The organism is Vibrio sp. 2-2(8) (genome assembly GCF_963888495.1).
GTDB lineage: Bacteria > Pseudomonadota > Gammaproteobacteria > Enterobacterales > Vibrionaceae > Vibrio > Vibrio anguillarum.
The window spans coordinates 81,800-101,773 of sequence record NZ_CAWPJM010000054.1; the positions used below are offsets into that span (position 1 = coordinate 81,800).

Below are 19,974 nucleotides of genomic sequence, written 5' to 3' on the forward strand. Positions count from 1 at the left end.
CTCTATTCTTCGACGTAGAATTTTTGGGTGAATTTAAGCTTACCGGTGCCTTTTAAGCCCGCATCAACCTCAATGTCAAAACTCAAATTCTCTTCATTGGTAATGGGGAATTCAGCGAGGTAATAAATCGCGTTGCCCTCTTTAAATTGTTTAAATTCAAGTTCACGTACCTGACCGATTAGGTTTTTCGCATTGCCTTTGAGTGTCGCTTCCATAGCTGGTTTACCTAAGGCCGAGTTATCTAATACGCTGATGTTTAAAATAGCCGAGTAACCATTACGTTTTAACTGATAACTGCGCGCTACTTGTGGCGTTAAAAATGTTGAGTTGAAAGCTGAGTAGTGAACTTCAACATTCTTGATGGTTTGAAACTGCTCGGCGAGTGTGGGTAGCGAAATAAAGGCTATAACAAACGCTATCATCCATTTACGCATGTGGTGCTCCTTACAAAACAGAGTGGGCTAAATAAAAAGCCATCACAAGATGGCTTCAATCGGCTGTGGTATCACTTGAGGTGAATGAATTCGGACTTGTTTATGGCGTCCCAATTCCCCTTTTTCTATCTCGATTAAACCTTTGGCGACTTTAAATTGTTTAGCCAAGAATTTGGTTAAATGCGCGTTGGCTTTGCCATCAACAGGCGGTGCGGTGATGGCAATTTTGAGTTCCTCACCATGCAAGCCGACGATACTATCGCGGCTTGCTTTGGGTTGGATGTAGAGCTTGAGGATTAGATCCTCTCCCTCTTGCCAAACAGCAGATGACATTACAACTGATACCATACTGGGCCAATAAAATCGCCCATTAGGAAGTTCGCAAACTGCAGCACAATAAACAGCACCAATACACTTAAATCAAAACCACCCATCGCTGGTAGGATACGGCGGATCGGCGCAAGCATCGGCTCGGTTAATTGATGAAATACATATTCAATCGGGCTGCGGCCTTGGCTAACCCAACTGAGAATGGCGCGGATCAACAGCACCCAGAACAGTAAACCGCCAGCGGCTTTGACTAACGAGAGTAAGCCTAAGAATAAAAAGTAGACGCTAAAACTAACTGCACCACCTGATGCCACCAGCATTAAGGCAATAAATTTCAATACGCACAGCACGTACGCAAAGAGAACCGTGGCCAAATCTAGGCTACCAATGGATGGAATCGCTCGGCGCAGTGGGCCAACCACAGGTTGCGTTGCTTTGACGATAAACTGGGAGAATGGGTTATAGAAATCGGCACGCGCTGCTTGTAACCAGATGCGTAAAATTACGACCATGATGTACAGATCAAACAGGGTGGAGATCAAAAAACTCATTGAATTCATAGCTAGCCCTTAATATGAGTAGAGTGTCGTTTGCGCTTTTGCGCTATAGCTTAGTGAAACGCCACTAGGATTAAAACAGTTTTTCCATTTCTTGTGCACGAGTTACGGCCGCTTGCATCGCTTGTGCAACGATATTGGCAAGTTGATGCTCGTTAAAGGTGCGAATCGCCTCGGCGGTGGTGCCGCCTTTGGAGGTCACTTGTTCACGCAATGTCGAGAGTTCAATCTCAGGGTTTGCCACCACCATTTCGGCTGCGCCTAACGCCGCTTGTTGTACTAACAAACGGGCCGTTTCTTTATCAAAGCCTTGAGCGATGGCTTCATTTTGCATCGCTTCCATAAACAAAAAGAAGTAGGCAGGCGCACTGCCTGCAGCGGCGATGATGCCATTAATGGCGGACTCGTTTTCAACCCAGCACACTTCACCAACGGCTTGTAGCAATTGTGCGGTAAAGCGTTTGTCTTGCTCTGATACGCTTGGAGCGGCAAATAGACCGCTCATGCCTCGATTGATCAGCGAAGGTGTATTGGGCATGGCGCGTACTAGTTGTAGTTCGGTTGCCAGCATCTCATTAAGGCGCGCCGCAGAAACACCTGCTGCAATGGAGATCACCAACTTATTTCTAAAATCAATGGATTGCAAAGGTTGACAGACACTGGCCATCAACTGCGGTTTGACCGCCAGTACCACCACATCGGCTTGCTGCGCTGCGGCAAGATTATCGCTGGTGGTGTGAATGCCATAAGCACTTTCCAGTGGTTTGCGTCTTGTTTCTGACGGTGCGGTCGCGGTAATTCTATCAGCTGGATAACCGCTGGCGACTAAGCCTGCAATAATTGCTTTGGCCATATTGCCTGCACCGATAAAAGTGATGTTTCTCTGCTGCATCTGCTGACCTCTAATTGCTTGTCGCTGATTGATTATTATGTGGTTGATAGATAAGCCAGTGCTAAGCGTAATCACGCGCACCAAAAATAGCGGTGCCGATCCTCACCATAGTGCTACCAGCTTCAATCGCCGCTTGCATGTCGCCACTCATGCCCATTGAGAGCGTATCTAACCCTGAAAAACGTTCAGACAATTGCGCTTGTAAGCTCGCCAGTTTTTGAAATGCGGCAAGTTGCGCAGCGTAATCGGGGACATTCTCAGGAATAGACATCAGTCCTCTTAACGTGAGGTTGGGTAGCGCGGATATCAACTCTGCCAACTCAACTATTTCGTGTTCATCAATGCCCGATTTCGAGCTTTCGCCGCTGGTGTTGACTTGAATCAAGACCTGTAGTGGTGGCATGCCTGCTGGGCGTTGATCATTTAAACGCTGGGCAATTTTACTTCGATCCACCGTATGCACCCAAGCAAAGTTCTCGGCCACAATGCGCGATTTATTGGACTGAATTGGGCCGATAAAGTGCCATTCTAAATCCAGTTCGGGGTGCAAGGTATTGAAGTATTGAACTTTATCCGCGCCCTCTTGCACATAGTTTTCACCAAATAAACGTTGCCCAGCGCGCGCCGCTTCTAGAATCGCCTCGACAGGTTTGGTCTTACTGACCGCTAAAAGTTGCACTCTCTCTCGAGCGCGTCCACACTTTTGTTGTGCACTTTCAATTTGTGAAGTGATCTGTTCAATGTTTTGTTGAATACTACTCATAGCCTGACTTTACTAAGGAAATTAAATGGATATCGCTGAGCTACTGGATTTTAGTGTAAAGCACAACGCTTCGGATCTACACCTATCTGCAGGTGTTCCACCTATGGTACGGATAGATGGTGAAGTAAGAAAGCTCGGAGTGCCTGCTTTTACTCATGCTGACGTGCATCGTTTGATTTTTGAGATCATGAACGACGCTCAGCGTAGTGAATTTGAAGAGAAACTGGAAGTGGATTTCTCATTTGAGCTGCCTAATGTAGGGCGTTTTCGTGTCAATGCTTTCCATCAATCTCGTGGCTGCTCTGCGGTTTTCCGGACGATTCCAACGGTGATCCCAACCTTGGAAGAACTACAAGCGCCTGACATTTTTAATAAAATCGCCAATTATGAGAAAGGATTGGTGCTGGTGACTGGGCCAACAGGGTCGGGTAAGTCGACCACACTGGCAGCAATGGTTGATTACATTAATTCTCATCACAACAAACACATTTTAACCATTGAAGACCCAATTGAGTTTGTGCATAGCAACAATAAATGTTTGGTTAACCAACGTGAAGTGCACCGAGATACCCACAGTTTTAAAGCAGCGCTACGCTCGGCGCTGCGCGAAGATCCGGATGTAATCTTGGTCGGTGAGCTGCGCGATCAAGAAACCATCAGCTTAGCGTTAACCGCGGCTGAAACCGGGCATTTAGTGTTTGGCACGTTACATACCAGCTCTGCGGCGAAAACTATCGACCGGATCATTGATGTGTTTCCCGGTAGTGATAAAGAGATGGTTCGTTCAATGCTCTCTGAATCATTGCGAGCCGTGATTGCGCAAAAGTTGCTAAAACGTTTAGGTGGGGGCCGCGTCGCATGTCATGAAATTATGCTTGCCACTCCAGCGATTCGTAACTTGATCCGCGAGGATAAGGTTGCGCAGATGTACTCCATCATCCAAACGGGTGCGGCGCATGGCATGCAAACCATGGAACAGAATTCTAAACAGTTGATTGCGCAAGGTATTGTCGATCAAGAAGAAGTGCAGAAAAAACTGGAAGTCAATTCATCACCATTTTAAGAGAGAGCTCATGGAACTGAACCAATGTCTTGAGGGTATGTTGACTCAAAAAGCTTCCGACTTGTACCTCACCGTAGGAGCGCCAGTGTTATTTCGCGTCGATGGAGAGTTAAGAGCTCATGGCGAAAAGTTATCCCAAACGCAGGTGATGGCGTTGTTAGATGCCATGATGGATGAGGATCGCCGCCGTGAATTTCAACGCACACGTGAAGCCAATTTTGCAGTGGTGAGAGAGATTGGCCGTTTTCGTGTCAGTGCTTTTTTTCAGCGTGAGCTGCCCGGTGCGGTGATCCGCCGTATTGAAACTCATATCCCCACTTTTGAAGAATTAAAGTTACCGGGTGTGTTGCAAGATCTCTCGATTGCAAAGCGTGGGCTGGTGCTGGTGGTAGGCGCGACGGGGTCGGGCAAATCGACCACCATGGCGGCCATGACGGGTTATCGTAACTCGCACCGAACAGGGCATATTTTAACGGTGGAAGACCCGATTGAGTTTGTGCATGAGCATCAGCGTTGCATTGTGACCCAGCGAGAAGTAGGGTTGGATACCGAGAGTTACGAAGTGGCTCTGAAAAACTCTCTGCGCCAAGCCCCTGATATGATTTTAATTGGTGAGATCCGTTCACGTGAAACGATGGAATATGCGATGACCTTTGCCGAGACAGGTCATTTATGTATGGCAACGTTACATGCTAACAATGCCAACCAAGCGCTTGAGCGAATTTTGCATTTGGTTCCTAAAGAGCAAAAAGAGCAGTTTTTGTTTGATCTGTCGATGAACCTCAAAGGCGTCGTGGGGCAGCAGTTGATCCGCGATAAAAATGGCAAGGGACGACATGGTGTGTTTGAGATTTTACTCAACAGTCCTCGAATTTCCGATTTGATCCGCCGCGGTGATCTGCACGAATTGAAAGCGACGATGGGCAAATCAAAAGAAGTGGGGATGCAGACTTTTGACCAAGCACTGTATCAACTGGTCGTTGAGGACAAAATCAGTGAACAAGATGCACTGCACAGCGCTGACTCGGCTAACGATTTACGTTTAATGTTAAAAACAAAGCGTGGCGAAGGGATCAGCAGTGGCACATTGGATAACGTGCAGATTGATATGGAATAGTCGCAGTTTAAGACGAACAATCCCGAACTCGATTCGGGATTGTGCTGCACCGCTGTATTAAAGTTAAGTTACGCGAGGTTAAGTTACGCGCCCCATTGCGCTTCAAACCAGCTCTCTAAGATCACTACGGCTGATTGGCAATCGACATTGCCTTTGCTCAGCGCTTTATAGCCGCCCATGGCAAATAAGTCGGCGCGGGCTTCCCGGGTTGAAAGCCGTTCGTCATGCATCTCGACGGCTAAGCCAAAGCGCCCGTGTAAACGCTGCGCAAATTTTTTGGCTCGTGGGGTAATGGTTTCTAATGCTTTGCCGTGCAAATCTGTTGGTAGCCCTACCACCAATAAATGGGGTTGCCACTCTTTGATCTGCTTTTCGATCTCTTCCCAATGTGGAATTCCGTCATTGGCTTTAAAGGCTTTAAGTGGCGATGCGGTGCCTGTAACTTCTTGGCCAATCGCACTGCCGATGCTTTTGGTGCCAAAGTCAAAAGCCATAATGGTTCTGGATGTCATAATCAGTATCTTGAATGGTGCAACGAAGGCTCTAAAAAGGCGCGTTACCTAGTTAGAGCCGTAAAGGTTAGAGCCGTAAAAGTTAAGCATGCCCAGCTTGCGCTGAGAGTTGGATGGGGTCAATGCCGAGTTTTTTAATCGCCTGATTCCACTTATCGTGAATGGGCGTATTAAAGATAACCTCTGGATCGGCCTCAATGGTTAACCAAGAATTTTCAGCCAGCTCTAACTCAAGCTGACCCGGCTCCCAGCCTGAATAACCCAGAGCCACAAGATAGTGACTTGGTTCGGCATCTGTGCCCAGTACCGCTAAAATATCTTTCGATGTGGTGACGGCAATGTCATCGCTCATACGGATGCTGGATTCATAATGATCTTTCGGTCGATGTAGGATAAAACCGCGATCTTCAGAAACAGGGCCGCCATTCAATACAGGCCTTTTTAGGCTATCAAGTTGAAGCTTCGGGTAGCTTGGCTCAACATCGACTTGGTTTAACATGCCGCCCACGGTGATATCAATCGGCACATTAATCATCAAGCCCATCGCCCCTTCTTCATTGTGCTCACAGATGTAAATAACACTGTGCTTGAAGTAAGGGTCTCTCATACTTGGCATGGCGACTAAAAAATGATTTGTAAGATTCATACTGCCTCCAACCTATCGCAAATTACTGGGCAAGAGTTTGCCCAGTTCAGCATGACTTGTTGATTCGACGCTCAATCGCGTCCATCAACTTACCGGTAATTGAGATATCAAAGGCGGCCTCTATTTCACGAATACACGTAGGGCTCGTCACGTTGATCTCAGTGAGCTTGTCGCCAATAACGTCAAGTCCGACAAAGATTAAGCCTTTTTCTTTCAATGTTGGAGCAATAGTTTGAGCAATTTTTTTATCGGTTTCGCTCAGCGGACGCGCTTCACCACGGCCACCAGCTGCCAAATTGCCACGGGTTTCACCTTGTGCCGGAATTCGCGCTAGGCAGTAAGGCATTGGTTCACCATCGACCACTAAAATACGTTTATCACCGTTGCTGATGTCAGGTACAAAAGTTTGCGCCATACAGTAGTTTTGGCCGTGGTTAGTTAATGTTTCGATAATGACAGATACGTTTGGATCACCCTCTTTAACGCGGAAGATAGATGCCCCGCCCATACCGTCTAACGGTTTTAAAATCACATCACCATGTTGCGCGCGGAAGGCTTTAATTTTTTCCGCTTTACGCGTCACTATGGTGGTTGGCGTTAGTTCAGGGAACCATGCCGTAAACAGTTTCTCATTGCAGTCACGTAAGCTTTGCGGCTTATTGACGATTAATGTTCCTGCTTCTTCTGCTCGTTCTAGAATGTAGGTTGCGTAGATATATTCAGTGTCAAACGGCGGATCTTTACGCATCAACACTGCATCGAGATCAGCCAGTGGAATAGTTTGCTCAGATAAAAACTCATACCAACCGTTCGGATCTTCTTTCAATGTCACCACTTTGGTATCGGCAAAAGCGACACCTTGATCTAAGTGTAGATCATTCATCTCCATATAGTGGATTTCATAACCACGACGCTGCGCTTCTAGCAACATGGCAAAGCTGGAATCTTTTTTGATGTTAATGGACGAGATAGGGTCCATGACGATACCAAGTTTAATCATTGTTTTTCTCCGGTTAGCCAAGATCGCCAAAGCGAACTTGAAGAGCAGTAATAGCCGTTAAGGCCGCAGTTTCAGTACGCAGTACGCGTGGGCCTAGCAAGGTTTCTTCAAAATGGTACTGTTCAGTCATGCTAATTTCTGATTCTGATAAGCCCCCTTCAGGGCCAATCAACAAACGGACTTTATTGATGGGTTGAGGCAGGGTATTAATCGAATACTTCGCACGTGGATGTAAGTTGAGCTTGAGCGCATCACTGGGTTCGGCACACCACTCTTCCAATTGCATAATTGGGCGGATCAGCGGCACTATATTGCGGCCGCACTGCTCACAAGCGCTGATTGCAATTTTTTGCCACTGTTCAAGTTTTTTCTCAAAACGTTTGGCATCTAATTTCACGCCGCAACGTTCAGAAATCAAAGGCGTGATGGTATTGACGCCAAGTTCGACCGATTTTTGAATGGTGAACTCCATTTTGTCTCCACGCGAGATCACCTGCCCAAGGTGTAAATTAAGAGGCGATTCACAGCTGCTTTCGACTCTTTTCAACACATTGACCAGCACATTTTTTTTGCTGACCTCGGTAATTTCCGCTGGGAATTCCGCGCCACTGCCATCAAAAAGCAGTACTTCTTGGCCCGCTTGCATGCGTAACACCCGGCCAATATGCCCAGCCGCATCATCATTGAGAGCAATAATGCTTGAGGGTTGAAGAGGAGTCGGATGATAAATTCTAGGGATACGCATGGATAGTTCCTACCTGACGTTGAATAGCCATTAACATGGATGCTTTACACTGAAAAAACAAGGGGCAAGGGCGAGTTTCAATCACGAAAATGGCCCACAAAAAGTACCTCATGAACGGCACTGTTGCTGCACAAATGGGTTGTGATTGCCTTGAACTTTGGCAATTCGCTGATCGCGTTTGCATTCCCACTCATCGGCTGGGTATTGGCGATTCCAAGCTTGCATTAGTTGTGTTTGGGACTTGGATAACTGAAAGCCATAGTTTTGGCTCATGTACAGATAGGTACGAGCAATTGAGCCGCGTGCTCTATCGGGTGGCATGACTTTGCGTTGTTTAAAATCGACCTGCATTTCACAACGGCCATAGCTTTCACCCTCTACGCCATTCCACTGACTGAAATTGTAGTTTGAACGGTCACCGTTGACTTCGCCAATCGCCGGCGTCAGGTTGTGGAGGTCAGCTTCCATCGAACGAAAAATAGTATCATTTTTGGTGCAATTTTTACGTCCACCTTGCTGCCAACACTGGCGCTGGTGGCCAAATTGCCAAGCAGGGACGACGTGTTCCCATTCAATACGGCTGGCGCGAGTTTGTTGTTTGCGAACTTGGTAACCACAAGCTTGTAAGTCGGGCGTGCCTTTCTTACCTTGCCATGCAATGTCACAACCGCAGTAAAAGCTCACTGGATGATCATGATAGATTTTCAATGCTTCTTTTTTAGCTTGAGAAAAGGAAGCGGGAGGCGCAGCTAGGGCACAAAACGAGAACAAAGCTAAGCTGCTATTCACAAGCAATAAGCGAAAATAGGACATCATTTAGACTGATATAAGTATGGTTTTTATTAGTCTAACACTCAGATTAAAGAATAATAAATGATGTTTTTGTTGTTAATTGCAGATGGGTGTAACCACACCGCTGTGGATTCAAGTAGCAGCAACCAAAGTTTATTTAGGAAAGCTGCACGCCAGTAAAATGGAGCGTTTGCGCACAGTGTTGACAGCGGTAGGTGGCTTGATTGCGCATCACTTTATTGTGACGACGGACAGTGAGCGGATAATGCGCACAAGCGCAGTGATATTCAAAGGTTTTGCCTTGCACAGAAGAGACTTCAAAGCGATGAGTGGTATTGGCTGGTAAATGAAACACTTGATTCATCACGGCCTGCCACTCTTTACCGTGTGGACGAACACGACCATAGCGCTGGTAGGTAATTAGGTGGGCGATTTCATGTGGGATCACTTCATCGAGAAAGGCGCGTTGATTTTCAGCAAACAGCACTGGATTCAGTCTGATTTCCCAACGTTGTAAATAAGCCTTACCTGCCGCCTTTCCCCGCAACTGATAGCTGATACTCGGCATAGGGAAGTCGTGTTGAAAATAGTGACGAGCGGTTGTGATGCACTGTTTTGCTTTTACTTGCGCACGGTAATGTAGCTCAAAATTAGGCACAGATTCATTCCTAGAAAAAAGCCCTTGCGAATGAGCAAGGGCTTACAAATTTAAACTAGGTTGAAAATTACTTCAAGCCAGCAAAGTCACGCAGGATGGCGGCTTTGTCAGTCGCTTCCCAAGGAAACTCTTCACGGCCGAAGTGACCGTAAGCGGCGGTTTTCTTGTAGATCGGTTGCAGCAAATTGAGCATTTCTTGTAGGCCGTATGGGCGTAGGTCGAAGTGCTGGCGTACCGCTTCAATGATGATCTCTTGTGATACTTTCTCAGTACCAAAGGTTTCGACCATGATTGAGGTTGGATCTGCGATACCAATGGCGTATGACAACTGAATTTCACAGCGGTCAGCAAGGCCAGCCGCTACGATGTTTTTCGCTACATAACGCGCCGCGTAGGCTGCACTACGGTCTACTTTTGATGGATCTTTACCAGAGAATGCACCACCACCGTGACGCGCTGCGCCGCCGTAGGTATCAACGATGATCTTACGACCAGTTAAACCACAGTCACCCATTGGGCCGCCAATCACAAAACGACCGGTTGGGTTGATGAAGAATTTGGTCTCTTTGCTAAGCCACTCGGCTGGCAACACAGGCTTAATGATCTCTTCCATGACGCCTTCGCGTAGGTCAGCTGTCGAGATAGAGTCACAATGTTGCGTTGAAAGAACGACTGCATCAATTCCGACAATTTTACCTTGGTCATATTGGAAGGTAACTTGAGATTTTGCATCAGGACGTAGCCAAGAAAGCGTGCCATTTTTACGCACTTCTGCTTGTTTTTGCATCAAGCGGTGAGCGTAGGTGATCGGTGCTGGCATCAGGATTTCAGTTTCGTTGGTCGCGTAACCGAACATAATACCTTGGTCACCGGCGCCTTGTTCTTTAGGATCGGCCTTATCAACACCTTGGTTGATATCAGGTGACTGTTTACCAATGGTATTCAAAACGGCGCAAGAATTGGCGTCGAAACCCATCTCTGAGTTGACGTAACCAATTTCACGAACGGTTTGGCGAGTAAGCTCTTCAATGTCCACCCATGCAGAGGTAGTGATTTCACCACCAACCATGACCATGCCGGTTTTCACGTAAGTTTCACAAGCAACGCGCGCTTTGATGTCTTGTTCTAGAATCGCATCCAAAACTGCATCAGAAATTTGGTCTGCAATTTTATCTGGATGGCCTTCTGAAACGGATTCAGAAGTAAACAGGTGCTTAACCATGAGAGCTCCACTTTTAATCGTTGGACTATGGCAAGCTTCGCTCACCATCGTTATTCATTAGTTTATGTAGGTGTTTCTACATCTAGACGTCTATTCTAGTTTTGAATGGTCGAATTACAAGTTATTTTTACGCCTGTCTGTAAACCAAACGTTTGCTTATAATTTAGATGAAAAATTGGAGTTTGGTTTTTTATCCTAAAAATAAGCGCTAAAGAGCACTATTTCTCCAGTAAAACGTTTGCAGTGAGAAAAGTGCTTTGAGAGAATAGCCGCGCTATTTTCAGCCCATTTCCGTTAATTTGAATTCGCTTAATGCACTCAGGAGCAGACATGTCTTCCCGTAACCTTGTTTCTAATAAAGAACTCGCCAATGCCATCCGTGCTCTTAGTATGGACGGTGTTCAACAAGCTAACTCTGGTCACCCTGGTGCACCGATGGGTATGGCGGATATCGCTGAAGTTCTTTGGCGTAGCCACTTAAACCATAACCCACAAAACCCACAATGGGCTGACCGCGACCGTTTTGTGCTGTCAAACGGCCACGGCTCAATGCTGATTTACTCTTTATTGCACCTGAGCGGTTACGCGCTGTCGATTGATGATTTGAAAAACTTCCGTCAATTGCACTCAAAAACACCAGGTCACCCAGAATACGGTTACGCGCCGGGCATTGAAACCACCACGGGCCCACTAGGCCAAGGTATTACTAATGCGGTCGGCATGGCGATGGCTGAAAAAGCACTGGCGGCGCAGTTCAACAAACCGGGTCACGACATCGTTGACCACTTCACCTATGTGTTCATGGGTGATGGCTGTTTGATGGAAGGCATCTCGCACGAGGCGTGTTCTCTGGCGGGCACACTGGGCCTTGGCAAACTGATTGCGTTTTGGGATGACAACGGCATCTCTATCGATGGTCATGTGGAAGGCTGGTTCTCTGATGACACGCCAAAACGTTTTGAAGCGTACGGCTGGCATGTTATTGCTGCGGTTGATGGCCATAACGCTGAAGCGATTAATGCCGCGATTGAGGCTGCAAAAGCAGACCCTCGTCCAACCTTGATTTGCACCAAAACCATCATCGGTTTTGGTTCGCCAAATAAAGCGGGCTCACACGACTGTCACGGTGCCCCTTTAGGCGCTGAAGAAATCAAAGCAGCGCGTGAATTCCTGGGTTGGTCGCATGCACCTTTCCACATCCCTGCCGACATTTACGCGCAGTGGGATGCCAAAGAAGCTGGCCAAGCGAAAGAAACCGATTGGAACGCCAAGTTTGAAGCCTACGCCGCCGCTTACCCAGCCGAAGCCGCTGAGTTCAAACGCCGCGTAAATGGCGAGTTGCCAGCAGAATGGGAAGCGAAAGCGAGTCAAATTATCGCGGACCTTCAAGCCAACCCAGCCAATATTGCGTCACGTAAAGCGTCACAAAATGCGCTGGAAGCGTTTGGTAAAATGCTGCCAGAATTTATGGGCGGCTCGGCAGACTTGGCACCGTCTAACCTCACCATGTGGTCGGGCTCTCAATCGCTCACGGCGGAAGATTTCTCGGGTAACTACATTCACTATGGTGTGCGTGAATTCGGTATGACGGCCATCATGAATGGTATCGCGCTGCACGGTGGCTTCGTTCCTTACGGCGCAACCTTCCTGATGTTTATGGAATACGCCCGTAATGCAATGCGTATGGCCGCGCTGATGAAGATTCAGAACATCCAAGTCTACACTCATGACTCGATTGGCTTGGGTGAAGATGGCCCAACCCATCAACCGGTTGAGCAAGTGGCTTCACTGCGTTTGACACCGAACATGAGCACATGGCGTCCGTGTGACCAAGTGGAATCAGCCGTCGCATGGAAGTTAGCGATTGAGCGTAAAGATGGCCCATCAGCGCTGATTTTCTCTCGCCAAAACCTAGCGCAGCAGCCACGCAGTGAAACGCAAGTTGCGGATATCGCGAAAGGTGGTTACATCCTAAAAGAGTGCGCGGGTCAGCCTGAGCTTATCCTGATTGCCACTGGCTCTGAAGTTGAACTGGCGGTAAAAGCCGCAGAGCAACTTACAGCAGAAGGTAAGAAAGTGCGCGTAGTTTCGATGCCATCGACCGATGCGTTTGATAAACAAGACGCAGCCTACCGCGAAGCCGTACTACCAGCAGCCGTGACTAAGCGTATCGCTATTGAAGCAGGTATCGCCGACTTCTGGTACAAGTACGTTGGTTTTGGCGGCAAGATCATCGGTATGACTACCTTTGGTGAGTCAGCACCGGCGGATCAACTGTTTAAAATGTTCGGCTTTACAACTGAAAACGTGGTGAAACAAGCACAAGAGCTGCTTGCTTAAGCCTTCTTATTTTTAATGCAAAAGCCCAGCGAGTCATTCGCTGGGCTTTTTTGATCTTGATGTTTATGGTGCTTTCCATTCCTCAGGACAGGCTTGACGTAGCGCGTCGATAAACAGACGCAGTTTGAGCGGATGTCTGCCTGCTGGATAATGACAACTAATTTCAGTGGGTGGCGACAACCATTCTGGCAAACATGCTTGCACACTGTTTGGGTGCGCTTGTTCAAAGCCTTTGGCAAACCATGTCGGCAGTAAGCCGATGCCTCTTCCTTTGGCTATCGCATCCGCTTGCATAGCTAAATTATCACTCTGCAAGCGGCTTGTGAGCGCAGGTAAAAGATAGCTGCCGTGAATAGGATGAATGAGAGCCAAAGCTTCTTGGCGAAAAGCGATAAAATCAATCCAAGGATGTTTGACTAGATCTTGTGGATGCTCTGGCATGTCGTTATTGGCAAGATAGTGTGGCGACGCATAAGGTGAATATTGCCAATGGCCGAGCAATTCACGTCTCCAGCCTTGTTGAGCAAACGGGCCAATCCAAATAAGTAAATCAGGCTCAAGATGCGACTCTTCTGCCACATATTGGCTGTAGAGTCGAATGTTGATTTCGGTGTGGGTTTGCATGAACTCATCCAATACGTTGCTCAACCAGCCACGAATTAAGTTCGGATGAACCACCAAGGTCATTTCACCGCTGATTTGGTTATTAAACTCTTGCAGTGCTTCATGGCTTTTTTCTGCTAATTCAAGCAGTTGTTCTGTATAGACTGCAAAAACTTGCCCAGCTTTAGTCAAAGTTAGACGGTTGCCTTGCCGAGCAATTAAGGCTTGTCCGAGATCGTTTTCCAAAGACGCCAAACGTCGACTGAGGGTGGACTTAGGCTGTTCCAGCGCTTTCGCCGCCGCAGTCAGGCTTTTGTATTGACAGAGAGCATGGAAAGCTTTGATCGCACTGAAATCATGCATAAGTAAAATGGCCTTTTAATCTAATCATCACTGTGTTCCATATTCGGTATCGACCATTCCATCTGTCTATCTATCTCAATCATCAAAATTATGAATAATCCACTCCTGAAATTAATAATCATTATCATTTAAAGGAGTGGTACATGTCCAGACTCAATCCGCTGAATGTTGCAATTACTGCGGCGCTCGGGTTATTCACCTCATCACACGTTTTCGCTGAAGAAATTCAATCTTATGAGAAATTAGTGGTGACGGCGGCTGGTTTTGAACAAACACAAGCGCAAGCTCCAGCGAGTATCAGTGTGATTACACGAGAAGAGTTGCAATCACGTTATTATCGTGATGTAACCGATGCACTGCGCAGTGTGCCGGGCGTGTTGGTGACTGGAGGTGGTGATAAAACAGACATCAGCTTGCGCGGTATGAGTTCAAACTACACCTTGATGTTAGTCGATGGTAAGCGTCAATCTTCGCGTCAAACTCGACCAAATAGTGATGGCCCAGGTATTGAGCAGGGATGGATGCCACCACTGCAAGCCATTGAACGAATTGAAGTGATTCGTGGCCCAATGTCGACTTTGTATGGCTCAGATGCCATTGGTGGTGTGATCAACATCATCACACGAAAAGATAATCAAGAGTGGTCAGGCAGTGTTCAGTTGGATACGGTTTTCCAAGAAAATCGCGATTCTGGCGATCAGAACGGCGTCAACTTCTTCCTGACAGGGCCACTGGCCGACAATCTTTCTCTGCAAGTTTATGGACAGAGTACCGAACGCGATGAAGATAAGATTGAACGTGGCTACCAAGACAAAAGCTTAAAAAGTTTAACTTCAAAGTTGAACTACCAACTTAATGAGCAGCATGATCTGACTTTTGAAGTGGGTACTTCCGCACAAGATCGCCGAGGCAATGTAGGGTTATCCGTGCCAACGACAGGTTGTAAAGGTGGGTGCGAAGACAGCTTAAACGAATACCGTAGAACCTATATTTCCCTTTCTCACCAAGGGGATTGGGGTGACTATGGTGTGTCGGATACTTATGTCCAACGTGAAGTAAGTAACAATAAAAGCCGTGAGATGGAGATCATCAATACGGTGGCTAAATCAAGCTTAGTGGTGCCATTGACTAACAATACCGCAACCGTAGGCATTGAGGCTTCACATTCAAAGTTAGAAGATTTCACCTCAAATAAAGCCTCTGATTTAACTCAGATTGAAAGCACTCAATGGGCGGCGTTTGTTGAAGACGAGTGGCGCATGACCGAGTCGTTTAACCTAACCTTAGGTGGCCGTGTTGACCACGATGAAAATTATGGTTCTCATTTTAGCCCGAGAGCGTATGGCGTGTGGACCATCAATCCAGCGTGGATTCTGAAAGGTGGCGTGGCAACGGGTTTCCGTTCACCGCAGCTCAGAGAAGTCACGCCAAATTGGGCGCAAGTGAGTGGTGGCGGTAATATCTACGGCAACCCAGATTTAAAACCCGAAACTTCAATCAACAAAGAGTTGGGGTTGATGTACCAAAATGGAGAGGGTCTTAACGCGAGTTTGACTTTCTTCCATAATGATTTCAAAGACAAAATTACCCGTGTTGTGTGCCCCAACCACATTTGTACTGCAGGTCCAAACGAGTGGGGTTCTGATCCCACTTATCGAGTGAACGTTGATGAAGCGTACACGCGTGGGGTTGAAAGTACGCTCGGTTTACCTATCACAGAAACGGTTTATTTCAACGCGAGTTATACCTTTACTGACTCAGAGCAAAAAACCGGAAAATATCAAGGTATGCCACTTGAGCAACAACCTGAACATCGCTTCAGCGCTGATATTGATTGGCAAGCGACTGACAACTTGAGCAGTTGGTTGAAGCTGACTTATCGTGGAAAAGAGAGCAACCCAGTCACTGGCCCTTCTCGTAGCAGCTTGATTGAACCAGCTTATCAGTTCATCGATACTGGCATCACTTACGCGCTTTCTTCTCAAGTAAGCTTGAAAGGTGCGATTTACAATCTACTCGATGAAGAAATTTCATACCAAGAATATGGCTATGTAGAAGATGGACGTCGTTATTGGTTAGGTATTGACGTTAATTTTTAAACCATCAATACCGCAAATGAAATGGCTCCCGTTTGGTGAGCCATTTTTTATGGACATCTTTCTTGTCGTAGCCGCTGTTGCTTGTACCTTGAGTCCGTTTAGAAACAGAATCTTTTGCGACAACTGATGGCTTGGGGTGTTGCTCTTGGTCGCTATCGGTTACTATCTGTACCACGAAAAAAGTTAAGACGATGGAATGATGCTTAAAGTCGCGATCAATGGTTTTGGGCGTATCGGGCGCAACGTGCTGCGTGCGATATATGAAAGTGGAAAAAGTCAGCAGATAAAAGTGGTAGCGGTGAATGAGCTGGCGCTACCTGATGCCATGGCGCACCTACTGCAATACGACACTACTCATGGTCGATTTGGTAAAAAGATCACCAATGATCAAGAGCATATCTATGTTCATCATGGGCTGGATGAGTATGACTCGATTCGAATTTTGCACCTTAGTGAAATCAAACTTCTGCCATGGCGCGATTTAGGCGTTGATATTGTGCTCGACTGCACGGGTGTGTACGGCTCAAAAGCCGATGGTTTGGAGCACATTGAGGCAGGCGCAAAGAAGGTACTCTTTTCACATCCCGGCTCACATGATCTCGATAATACAATCATTTATGGAGTCAACCATGAGACACTAACCGCAGAACACCGCATTGTGTCGAACGGATCCTGTACCACCAACTGCATTGTACCGATTATTAAAGTGCTTGATGAAGCGTTTGGTATCGATTCAGGAACCATTACCACCATTCACTCGTCAATGAATGATCAACAAGTGATCGATGCCTACCACACCGACTTGCGTCGAACACGTTCTGCAAGCCAATCCATCATTCCAGTGGACACCAAGTTGCACAAAGGAATTGAAAGGATCTTTCCGAAATTTTCTAACAAATTTGAAGCGATTTCGGTGCGTGTACCGACAGTAAATGTGACCGCGATGGATTTAAGTGTCACAATTAAATCAAATGTGAAAGTTAATGACGTAAATCAAACCATTGTGAACGCATCTCAGTGTACATTACGTGGCATTGTTGACTATACTGAAGCTCCGCTTGTTTCCATCGATTTTAACCACGATCCCCATAGTGCGATTGTTGATGGTTCACAAACAAGAGTGAGCAACGGGCAGCTTGTTAAAATGCTCGTTTGGTGTGATAACGAATGGGGCTTTGCGAATCGCATGCTGGATACGGCACTCGCAATGCAAGCATCCGAGTAGTAGCAGGATGATGGAGATTTATTTATTTTCAGGCTTGAAATAAATAACTCAAATCTCCATATCGATAACCAGTTTGAAGAATTTATAGGCTCGGCAAGGTTGCCGGGTTTCCAAAAACTTTATTTATTAATATTTGAGAGGACAAACCATGTCTGTAATCAAGATGACCGACCTGGACCTAGCAGGTAAACGCGTATTTATCCGTGCTGACCTAAACGTACCAGTGAAAGATGGCAAAGTAACTTCTGATGCACGTATTCTTGCATCGCTACCAACAATTCAGCACTGCCTAGCGGCGGGCGCTAAAGTGATGGTTACTTCTCACCTAGGTCGTCCAACTGAAGGCGAATACGCGGAAGAGTTCTCTCTACTACCAGTGGTTAATTACCTGAACGACGCGCTAGATTGCGAAGTAAAACTGGCAAAAGATTACCTAGATGGCCTAGAGCTAAACGCAGGTGAGCTTGTTGTTCTAGAAAACGTTCGCTTTAACAAAGGCGAGAAAAAGAACGAAGAAGAACTATCTAAAAAGTACGCCGCTCTTTGCGACGTATTTGTGATGGATGCATTTGGTACGGCTCACCGTGCACAAGCCTCAACTCACGGCATTGGTATGCAAGCACCTATCGCTTGTGCTGGTCCACTATTGGCAGCAGAACTTGAAGCACTAGGCAAAGCCATGGATAACCCAGAGCGTCCATTAGTGGCTATCGTTGGTGGCTCAAAAGTGTCTACTAAACTAACGGTTCTAGAATCGCTATCTAAAATTGCTGACCAACTGGTTGTTGGCGGTGGTATTGCTAACACTTTCATCGCAGCAGCAGGCCACAACGTAGGTAAGTCTCTATATGAAGCAGACTTGCTTGAAACGGCTAAAAAGTTGATGAAAGAGTGTTCTATTCCAGTAGCAACAGATGTTGCTTGTGCAAAAGCCTTTGATGAAAACGCAGAAGCGGAAATCAAAAACGTGGCGGATGTTCAAGATGACGATATGATTTTCGACCTAGGTCCAGACTCAACCGCACAACTGGCTGAAATCATCGCTAACGCAAAAACCATTCTATGGAACGGTCCTGTTGGCGTATTTGAATTCAAAAACTTCGAAGCAGGTACAAAAGGTATCTCTGAAGCGATTGCGAAATCTGCAGGTTTCTCAGTGGCTGGTGGTGGTGACACACTAGCGGCAATCGACAAGTTCGGTATCAAAGCCGACGTATCTTACATCTCTACTGGCGGCGGTGCATTCCTTGAGTTTGTTGAAGGTAAAGTACTACCAGCGGTTGAAATGCTAGAAGCACGCGCGAAAGCTTAATGACTAATGAAAGCGGGAGTGATTCCCGCTTTCTTGTTTGCTGCACGTGTGTTTTTATTCTGATAGAATGACGCCAGTTGTGAGCAAACGTTTGCAAGAATTTAAACTTAACTGTTTTATTTTTAAAACGATAGAAAAAATAGGATCAAATCCATGTCTAAGATCTTCGATTTCGTAAAACCAGGCGTAATTTCTGGCGATGACGTACAGAAAGTATTTGAAGTTGCAAAACAAAATAACTTTGCTCTTCCTGCAGTAAACGTAGTGAACACTGACTCTATCAATGCGGTTCTTGAAGCTGCATCTAAAGTTAAAGCGCCAGTGGTTGTTCAGTTCTCTAACGGTGGCGCGGCTTTCTTTGCTGGTAAAGGCGTTAAACTTGCTGGTCAAGGTGCACAAATCCTAGGTGCGGTTGCTGGCGCGAAATATGTTCACGCTGTAGCAGAAACTTACGGTGTGCCTGTTATTCTTCACACTGACCACGCTGCGAAGAAACTACTTCCTTGGATCGACGGTCTACTAGACGCAGGCGAAGAGTTCTTCGCTCAAACTGGTAAGCCTCTATTCTCTTCTCATATGCTAGACCTTTCTGAAGAGTCTCTAGAAGAGAACGTTGAAACTTGTGCGAAATACCTAGAGCGTATGGCTAAAATGGGTATGACTATCGAGATCGAACTGGGTTGTACTGGTGGCGAAGAAGACGGCGTTGACAACTCAGACATGGATTCATCTGAGCTGTACACTTCTCCTGAAGACGTAGCTTACGCTTACGAGAAATTGAGCGCAGTGAGCCACCGTTTCACTATCGCAGCTTCTTTCGGTAACGTACACGGTGTTTACCAAGCGGGTAACGTGGTACTGACTCCAACTATCCTACGTGATTCACAAGCGTATGTTTCTGAGAAATTTGGCCTTCCAGCGAACTCTCTAAACTTCGTATTCCACGGTGGTTCTGGTTCTTCTGAAGCCGAGATCAAAGAGTCAATCAGCTATGGTGTTATCAAAATGAACATCGATACTGATACTCAGTGGGCAACTTGGGACGGTATCCGTCAGTACGAAGCTGAAAACCATGATTACCTACAAGGTCAAATTGGTAACCCTACGGGTGAATCTGCGCCAAACAAGAAATACTACGATCCACGCGTATGGCTACGTGCTGGTCAAGCATCGATGGTTGCTCGTTTAGAGAAAGCCTTCGCTGACCTTAATGCGATCGACGTACTATAAGTTCATTTATCTGGACTAAGTGATGAACCCGCTCAATGAGCGGGTTTTTTTATGGCCGAGATTCAGACAAA

General features: G+C 46.6%; 20 protein-coding genes. 7 read left to right on the plus strand and 13 right to left on the minus strand.

All coding sequences use genetic code 11. The features are described from left to right. Positions 1 to 2: 2 nt before the first annotated feature. From AACV12_RS16865 to AACV12_RS16885, 5 genes are all read right to left on the minus strand, one after another. A complete protein-coding gene (locus AACV12_RS16865; RefSeq protein WP_013857823.1) occupies positions 3 to 434 on the minus strand; it encodes a DUF4426 domain-containing protein in 432 nt (143 codons plus the stop codon). A gap of 42 nt (positions 435 to 476) precedes the next feature. After that, positions 477 to 767: a DUF167 family protein YggU gene (yggU, locus tag AACV12_RS16870; RefSeq protein ID WP_026028229.1), complete on the minus strand. Its 291-nt coding sequence runs from the start codon at positions 765 to 767 to the stop codon at positions 477 to 479. Further along, on the minus strand, positions 767 to 1,324 hold the full coding sequence (locus AACV12_RS16875; protein WP_010320643.1) for a YggT family protein: 558 nt from the start codon (positions 1,322 to 1,324) through the stop codon (positions 767 to 769). The genes yggU and AACV12_RS16875 overlap by 1 nt, the downstream gene beginning before the upstream one ends. Before the next feature lie 70 nt (positions 1,325 to 1,394). Continuing rightward, positions 1,395 to 2,213, minus strand: a complete 819-nt coding sequence (proC, locus tag AACV12_RS16880) for a pyrroline-5-carboxylate reductase (RefSeq protein ID WP_026028958.1) — start codon at positions 2,211 to 2,213, stop codon at positions 1,395 to 1,397. Between the two features lie 61 nt (positions 2,214 to 2,274). Then, positions 2,275 to 2,976, minus strand: coding sequence for a YggS family pyridoxal phosphate-dependent enzyme (locus AACV12_RS16885; protein ID WP_170901029.1), 702 nt, complete (start codon positions 2,974 to 2,976; stop codon positions 2,275 to 2,277). Between the two features lie 25 nt (positions 2,977 to 3,001). Here AACV12_RS16885 and AACV12_RS16890 point away from each other — a divergent pair, with 25 nt between their 5' ends. Both AACV12_RS16890 and AACV12_RS16895 read left to right on the plus strand, forming a co-directional pair. Then, complete coding sequence (locus tag AACV12_RS16890) at positions 3,002 to 4,039, plus strand: type IV pilus twitching motility protein PilT (RefSeq protein ID WP_013857819.1); 1,038 nt, start codon at positions 3,002 to 3,004, stop codon at positions 4,037 to 4,039. Between the two features lie 10 nt (positions 4,040 to 4,049). Further along, positions 4,050 to 5,156, plus strand: coding sequence for a PilT/PilU family type 4a pilus ATPase (locus tag AACV12_RS16895; RefSeq protein WP_017048293.1), 1,107 nt, complete (start codon positions 4,050 to 4,052; stop codon positions 5,154 to 5,156). Between the two features lie 83 nt (positions 5,157 to 5,239). Here the strand turns inward: AACV12_RS16895 and ruvX are convergent, their stop codons facing one another. The 7 genes from ruvX to metK all read right to left on the minus strand — a co-directional run bounded on the left by ruvX (position 5,240) and on the right by metK (position 10,731). Further along, the gene (ruvX, locus tag AACV12_RS16900; protein ID WP_017045508.1) at positions 5,240 to 5,668 is read right to left on the minus strand and encodes a Holliday junction resolvase RuvX; all 429 of its coding nucleotides are present in this window, start codon (positions 5,666 to 5,668) and stop codon (positions 5,240 to 5,242) included. A gap of 82 nt (positions 5,669 to 5,750) precedes the next feature. After that, positions 5,751 to 6,314: a YqgE/AlgH family protein gene (locus AACV12_RS16905; protein ID WP_017045507.1), complete on the minus strand. Its 564-nt coding sequence runs from the start codon at positions 6,312 to 6,314 to the stop codon at positions 5,751 to 5,753. A 46-nt stretch (positions 6,315 to 6,360) separates the two neighbouring features. Beyond that, entirely contained in the window at positions 6,361 to 7,314 is a 954-nt protein-coding gene (gshB, locus tag AACV12_RS16910; RefSeq protein WP_040122940.1) for a glutathione synthase, read from the minus strand. Positions 7,315 to 7,327: 13 nt separating this feature from the next. After that, complete coding sequence (rsmE, locus tag AACV12_RS16915) at positions 7,328 to 8,059, minus strand: 16S rRNA (uracil(1498)-N(3))-methyltransferase (RefSeq protein WP_013857814.1); 732 nt, start codon at positions 8,057 to 8,059, stop codon at positions 7,328 to 7,330. Positions 8,060 to 8,167: 108 nt separating this feature from the next. Further along, on the minus strand, positions 8,168 to 8,875 hold the full coding sequence (endA, locus tag AACV12_RS16920; RefSeq protein WP_013857813.1) for a deoxyribonuclease I: 708 nt from the start codon (positions 8,873 to 8,875) through the stop codon (positions 8,168 to 8,170). A 133-nt stretch (positions 8,876 to 9,008) separates the two neighbouring features. Then, entirely contained in the window at positions 9,009 to 9,509 is a 501-nt protein-coding gene (locus AACV12_RS16925) for a SprT family zinc-dependent metalloprotease (protein WP_017045505.1), read from the minus strand. A 67-nt stretch (positions 9,510 to 9,576) separates the two neighbouring features. After that, positions 9,577 to 10,731: a methionine adenosyltransferase gene (gene metK / locus AACV12_RS16930; protein WP_026027375.1), complete on the minus strand. Its 1,155-nt coding sequence runs from the start codon at positions 10,729 to 10,731 to the stop codon at positions 9,577 to 9,579. 330 nt (positions 10,732 to 11,061) lie between these two features. Here metK and tkt point away from each other — a divergent pair, with 330 nt between their 5' ends. After that, positions 11,062 to 13,071, plus strand: coding sequence for a transketolase (gene tkt / locus AACV12_RS16935; protein ID WP_170901030.1), 2,010 nt, complete (start codon positions 11,062 to 11,064; stop codon positions 13,069 to 13,071). A gap of 63 nt (positions 13,072 to 13,134) precedes the next feature. Here tkt and AACV12_RS16940 read toward each other — a convergent pair whose 3' ends face one another. After that, complete coding sequence (locus AACV12_RS16940) at positions 13,135 to 14,037, minus strand: LysR family transcriptional regulator (RefSeq protein WP_019282284.1); 903 nt, start codon at positions 14,035 to 14,037, stop codon at positions 13,135 to 13,137. Positions 14,038 to 14,180: 143 nt separating this feature from the next. Here AACV12_RS16940 and AACV12_RS16945 point away from each other — a divergent pair, with 143 nt between their 5' ends. The 4 genes from AACV12_RS16945 to fbaA all read left to right on the plus strand — a co-directional run bounded on the left by AACV12_RS16945 (position 14,181) and on the right by fbaA (position 19,903). Next, positions 14,181 to 16,136, plus strand: coding sequence for a ligand-gated channel protein (locus tag AACV12_RS16945; RefSeq protein WP_170901031.1), 1,956 nt, complete (start codon positions 14,181 to 14,183; stop codon positions 16,134 to 16,136). 199 nt (positions 16,137 to 16,335) lie between these two features. Next, a complete protein-coding gene (gene epd, locus AACV12_RS16950; protein ID WP_170901088.1) occupies positions 16,336 to 17,361 on the plus strand; it encodes an erythrose-4-phosphate dehydrogenase in 1,026 nt (341 codons plus the stop codon). 148 nt (positions 17,362 to 17,509) lie between these two features. Further along, positions 17,510 to 18,673, plus strand: a complete 1,164-nt coding sequence (locus tag AACV12_RS16955) for a phosphoglycerate kinase (RefSeq protein WP_026027969.1) — start codon at positions 17,510 to 17,512, stop codon at positions 18,671 to 18,673. A 153-nt stretch (positions 18,674 to 18,826) separates the two neighbouring features. Then, positions 18,827 to 19,903 carry a class II fructose-bisphosphate aldolase gene (gene fbaA, locus AACV12_RS16960; protein WP_013857804.1) on the plus strand — a complete coding sequence of 359 codons (1,077 nt, stop codon included), beginning with the start codon at positions 18,827 to 18,829 and terminating at the stop codon, positions 19,901 to 19,903. Positions 19,904 to 19,974 lie beyond the last annotated feature (71 nt).

Excerpts from the sequence above, each read along its gene's own strand:
- AACV12_RS16865 (WP_013857823.1), bottom strand. The coding sequence starts at position 434 with ATGCGTAAATGGATGATAGCGTTTGTTATAGCCTTTATTTCGCTACCC.
- endA (WP_013857813.1), bottom strand. The coding sequence starts at position 8,875 with ATGATGTCCTATTTTCGCTTATTGCTTGTGAATAGCAGCTTAGCTTTG.
- AACV12_RS16885 (WP_170901029.1), bottom strand. The coding sequence starts at position 2,976 with ATGAGTAGTATTCAACAAAACATTGAACAGATCACTTCACAAATTGAA.
- yggU (WP_026028229.1), bottom strand. The coding sequence starts at position 767 with ATGTCATCTGCTGTTTGGCAAGAGGGAGAGGATCTAATCCTCAAGCTC.
- tkt (WP_170901030.1), top strand. The coding sequence starts at position 11,062 with ATGTCTTCCCGTAACCTTGTTTCTAATAAAGAACTCGCCAATGCCATC.
- gshB (WP_040122940.1), bottom strand. The coding sequence starts at position 7,314 with ATGATTAAACTTGGTATCGTCATGGACCCTATCTCGTCCATTAACATC.
- epd (WP_170901088.1), top strand. The coding sequence starts at position 16,336 with ATGCTTAAAGTCGCGATCAATGGTTTTGGGCGTATCGGGCGCAACGTG.
- AACV12_RS16875 (WP_010320643.1), bottom strand. The coding sequence starts at position 1,324 with ATGAATTCAATGAGTTTTTTGATCTCCACCCTGTTTGATCTGTACATC.
- AACV12_RS16905 (WP_017045507.1), bottom strand. The coding sequence starts at position 6,314 with ATGAATCTTACAAATCATTTTTTAGTCGCCATGCCAAGTATGAGAGAC.
- AACV12_RS16940 (WP_019282284.1), bottom strand. The coding sequence starts at position 14,037 with ATGCATGATTTCAGTGCGATCAAAGCTTTCCATGCTCTCTGTCAATAC.
- AACV12_RS16945 (WP_170901031.1), top strand. The coding sequence starts at position 14,181 with ATGTCCAGACTCAATCCGCTGAATGTTGCAATTACTGCGGCGCTCGGG.
- ruvX (WP_017045508.1), bottom strand. The coding sequence starts at position 5,668 with ATGACATCCAGAACCATTATGGCTTTTGACTTTGGCACCAAAAGCATC.
- proC (WP_026028958.1), bottom strand. The coding sequence starts at position 2,213 with ATGCAGCAGAGAAACATCACTTTTATCGGTGCAGGCAATATGGCCAAA.
- fbaA (WP_013857804.1), top strand. The coding sequence starts at position 18,827 with ATGTCTAAGATCTTCGATTTCGTAAAACCAGGCGTAATTTCTGGCGAT.
- rsmE (WP_013857814.1), bottom strand. The coding sequence starts at position 8,059 with ATGCGTATCCCTAGAATTTATCATCCGACTCCTCTTCAACCCTCAAGC.
- AACV12_RS16895 (WP_017048293.1), top strand. The coding sequence starts at position 4,050 with ATGGAACTGAACCAATGTCTTGAGGGTATGTTGACTCAAAAAGCTTCC.
- AACV12_RS16890 (WP_013857819.1), top strand. The coding sequence starts at position 3,002 with ATGGATATCGCTGAGCTACTGGATTTTAGTGTAAAGCACAACGCTTCG.
- AACV12_RS16955 (WP_026027969.1), top strand. The coding sequence starts at position 17,510 with ATGTCTGTAATCAAGATGACCGACCTGGACCTAGCAGGTAAACGCGTA.
- metK (WP_026027375.1), bottom strand. The coding sequence starts at position 10,731 with ATGGTTAAGCACCTGTTTACTTCTGAATCCGTTTCAGAAGGCCATCCA.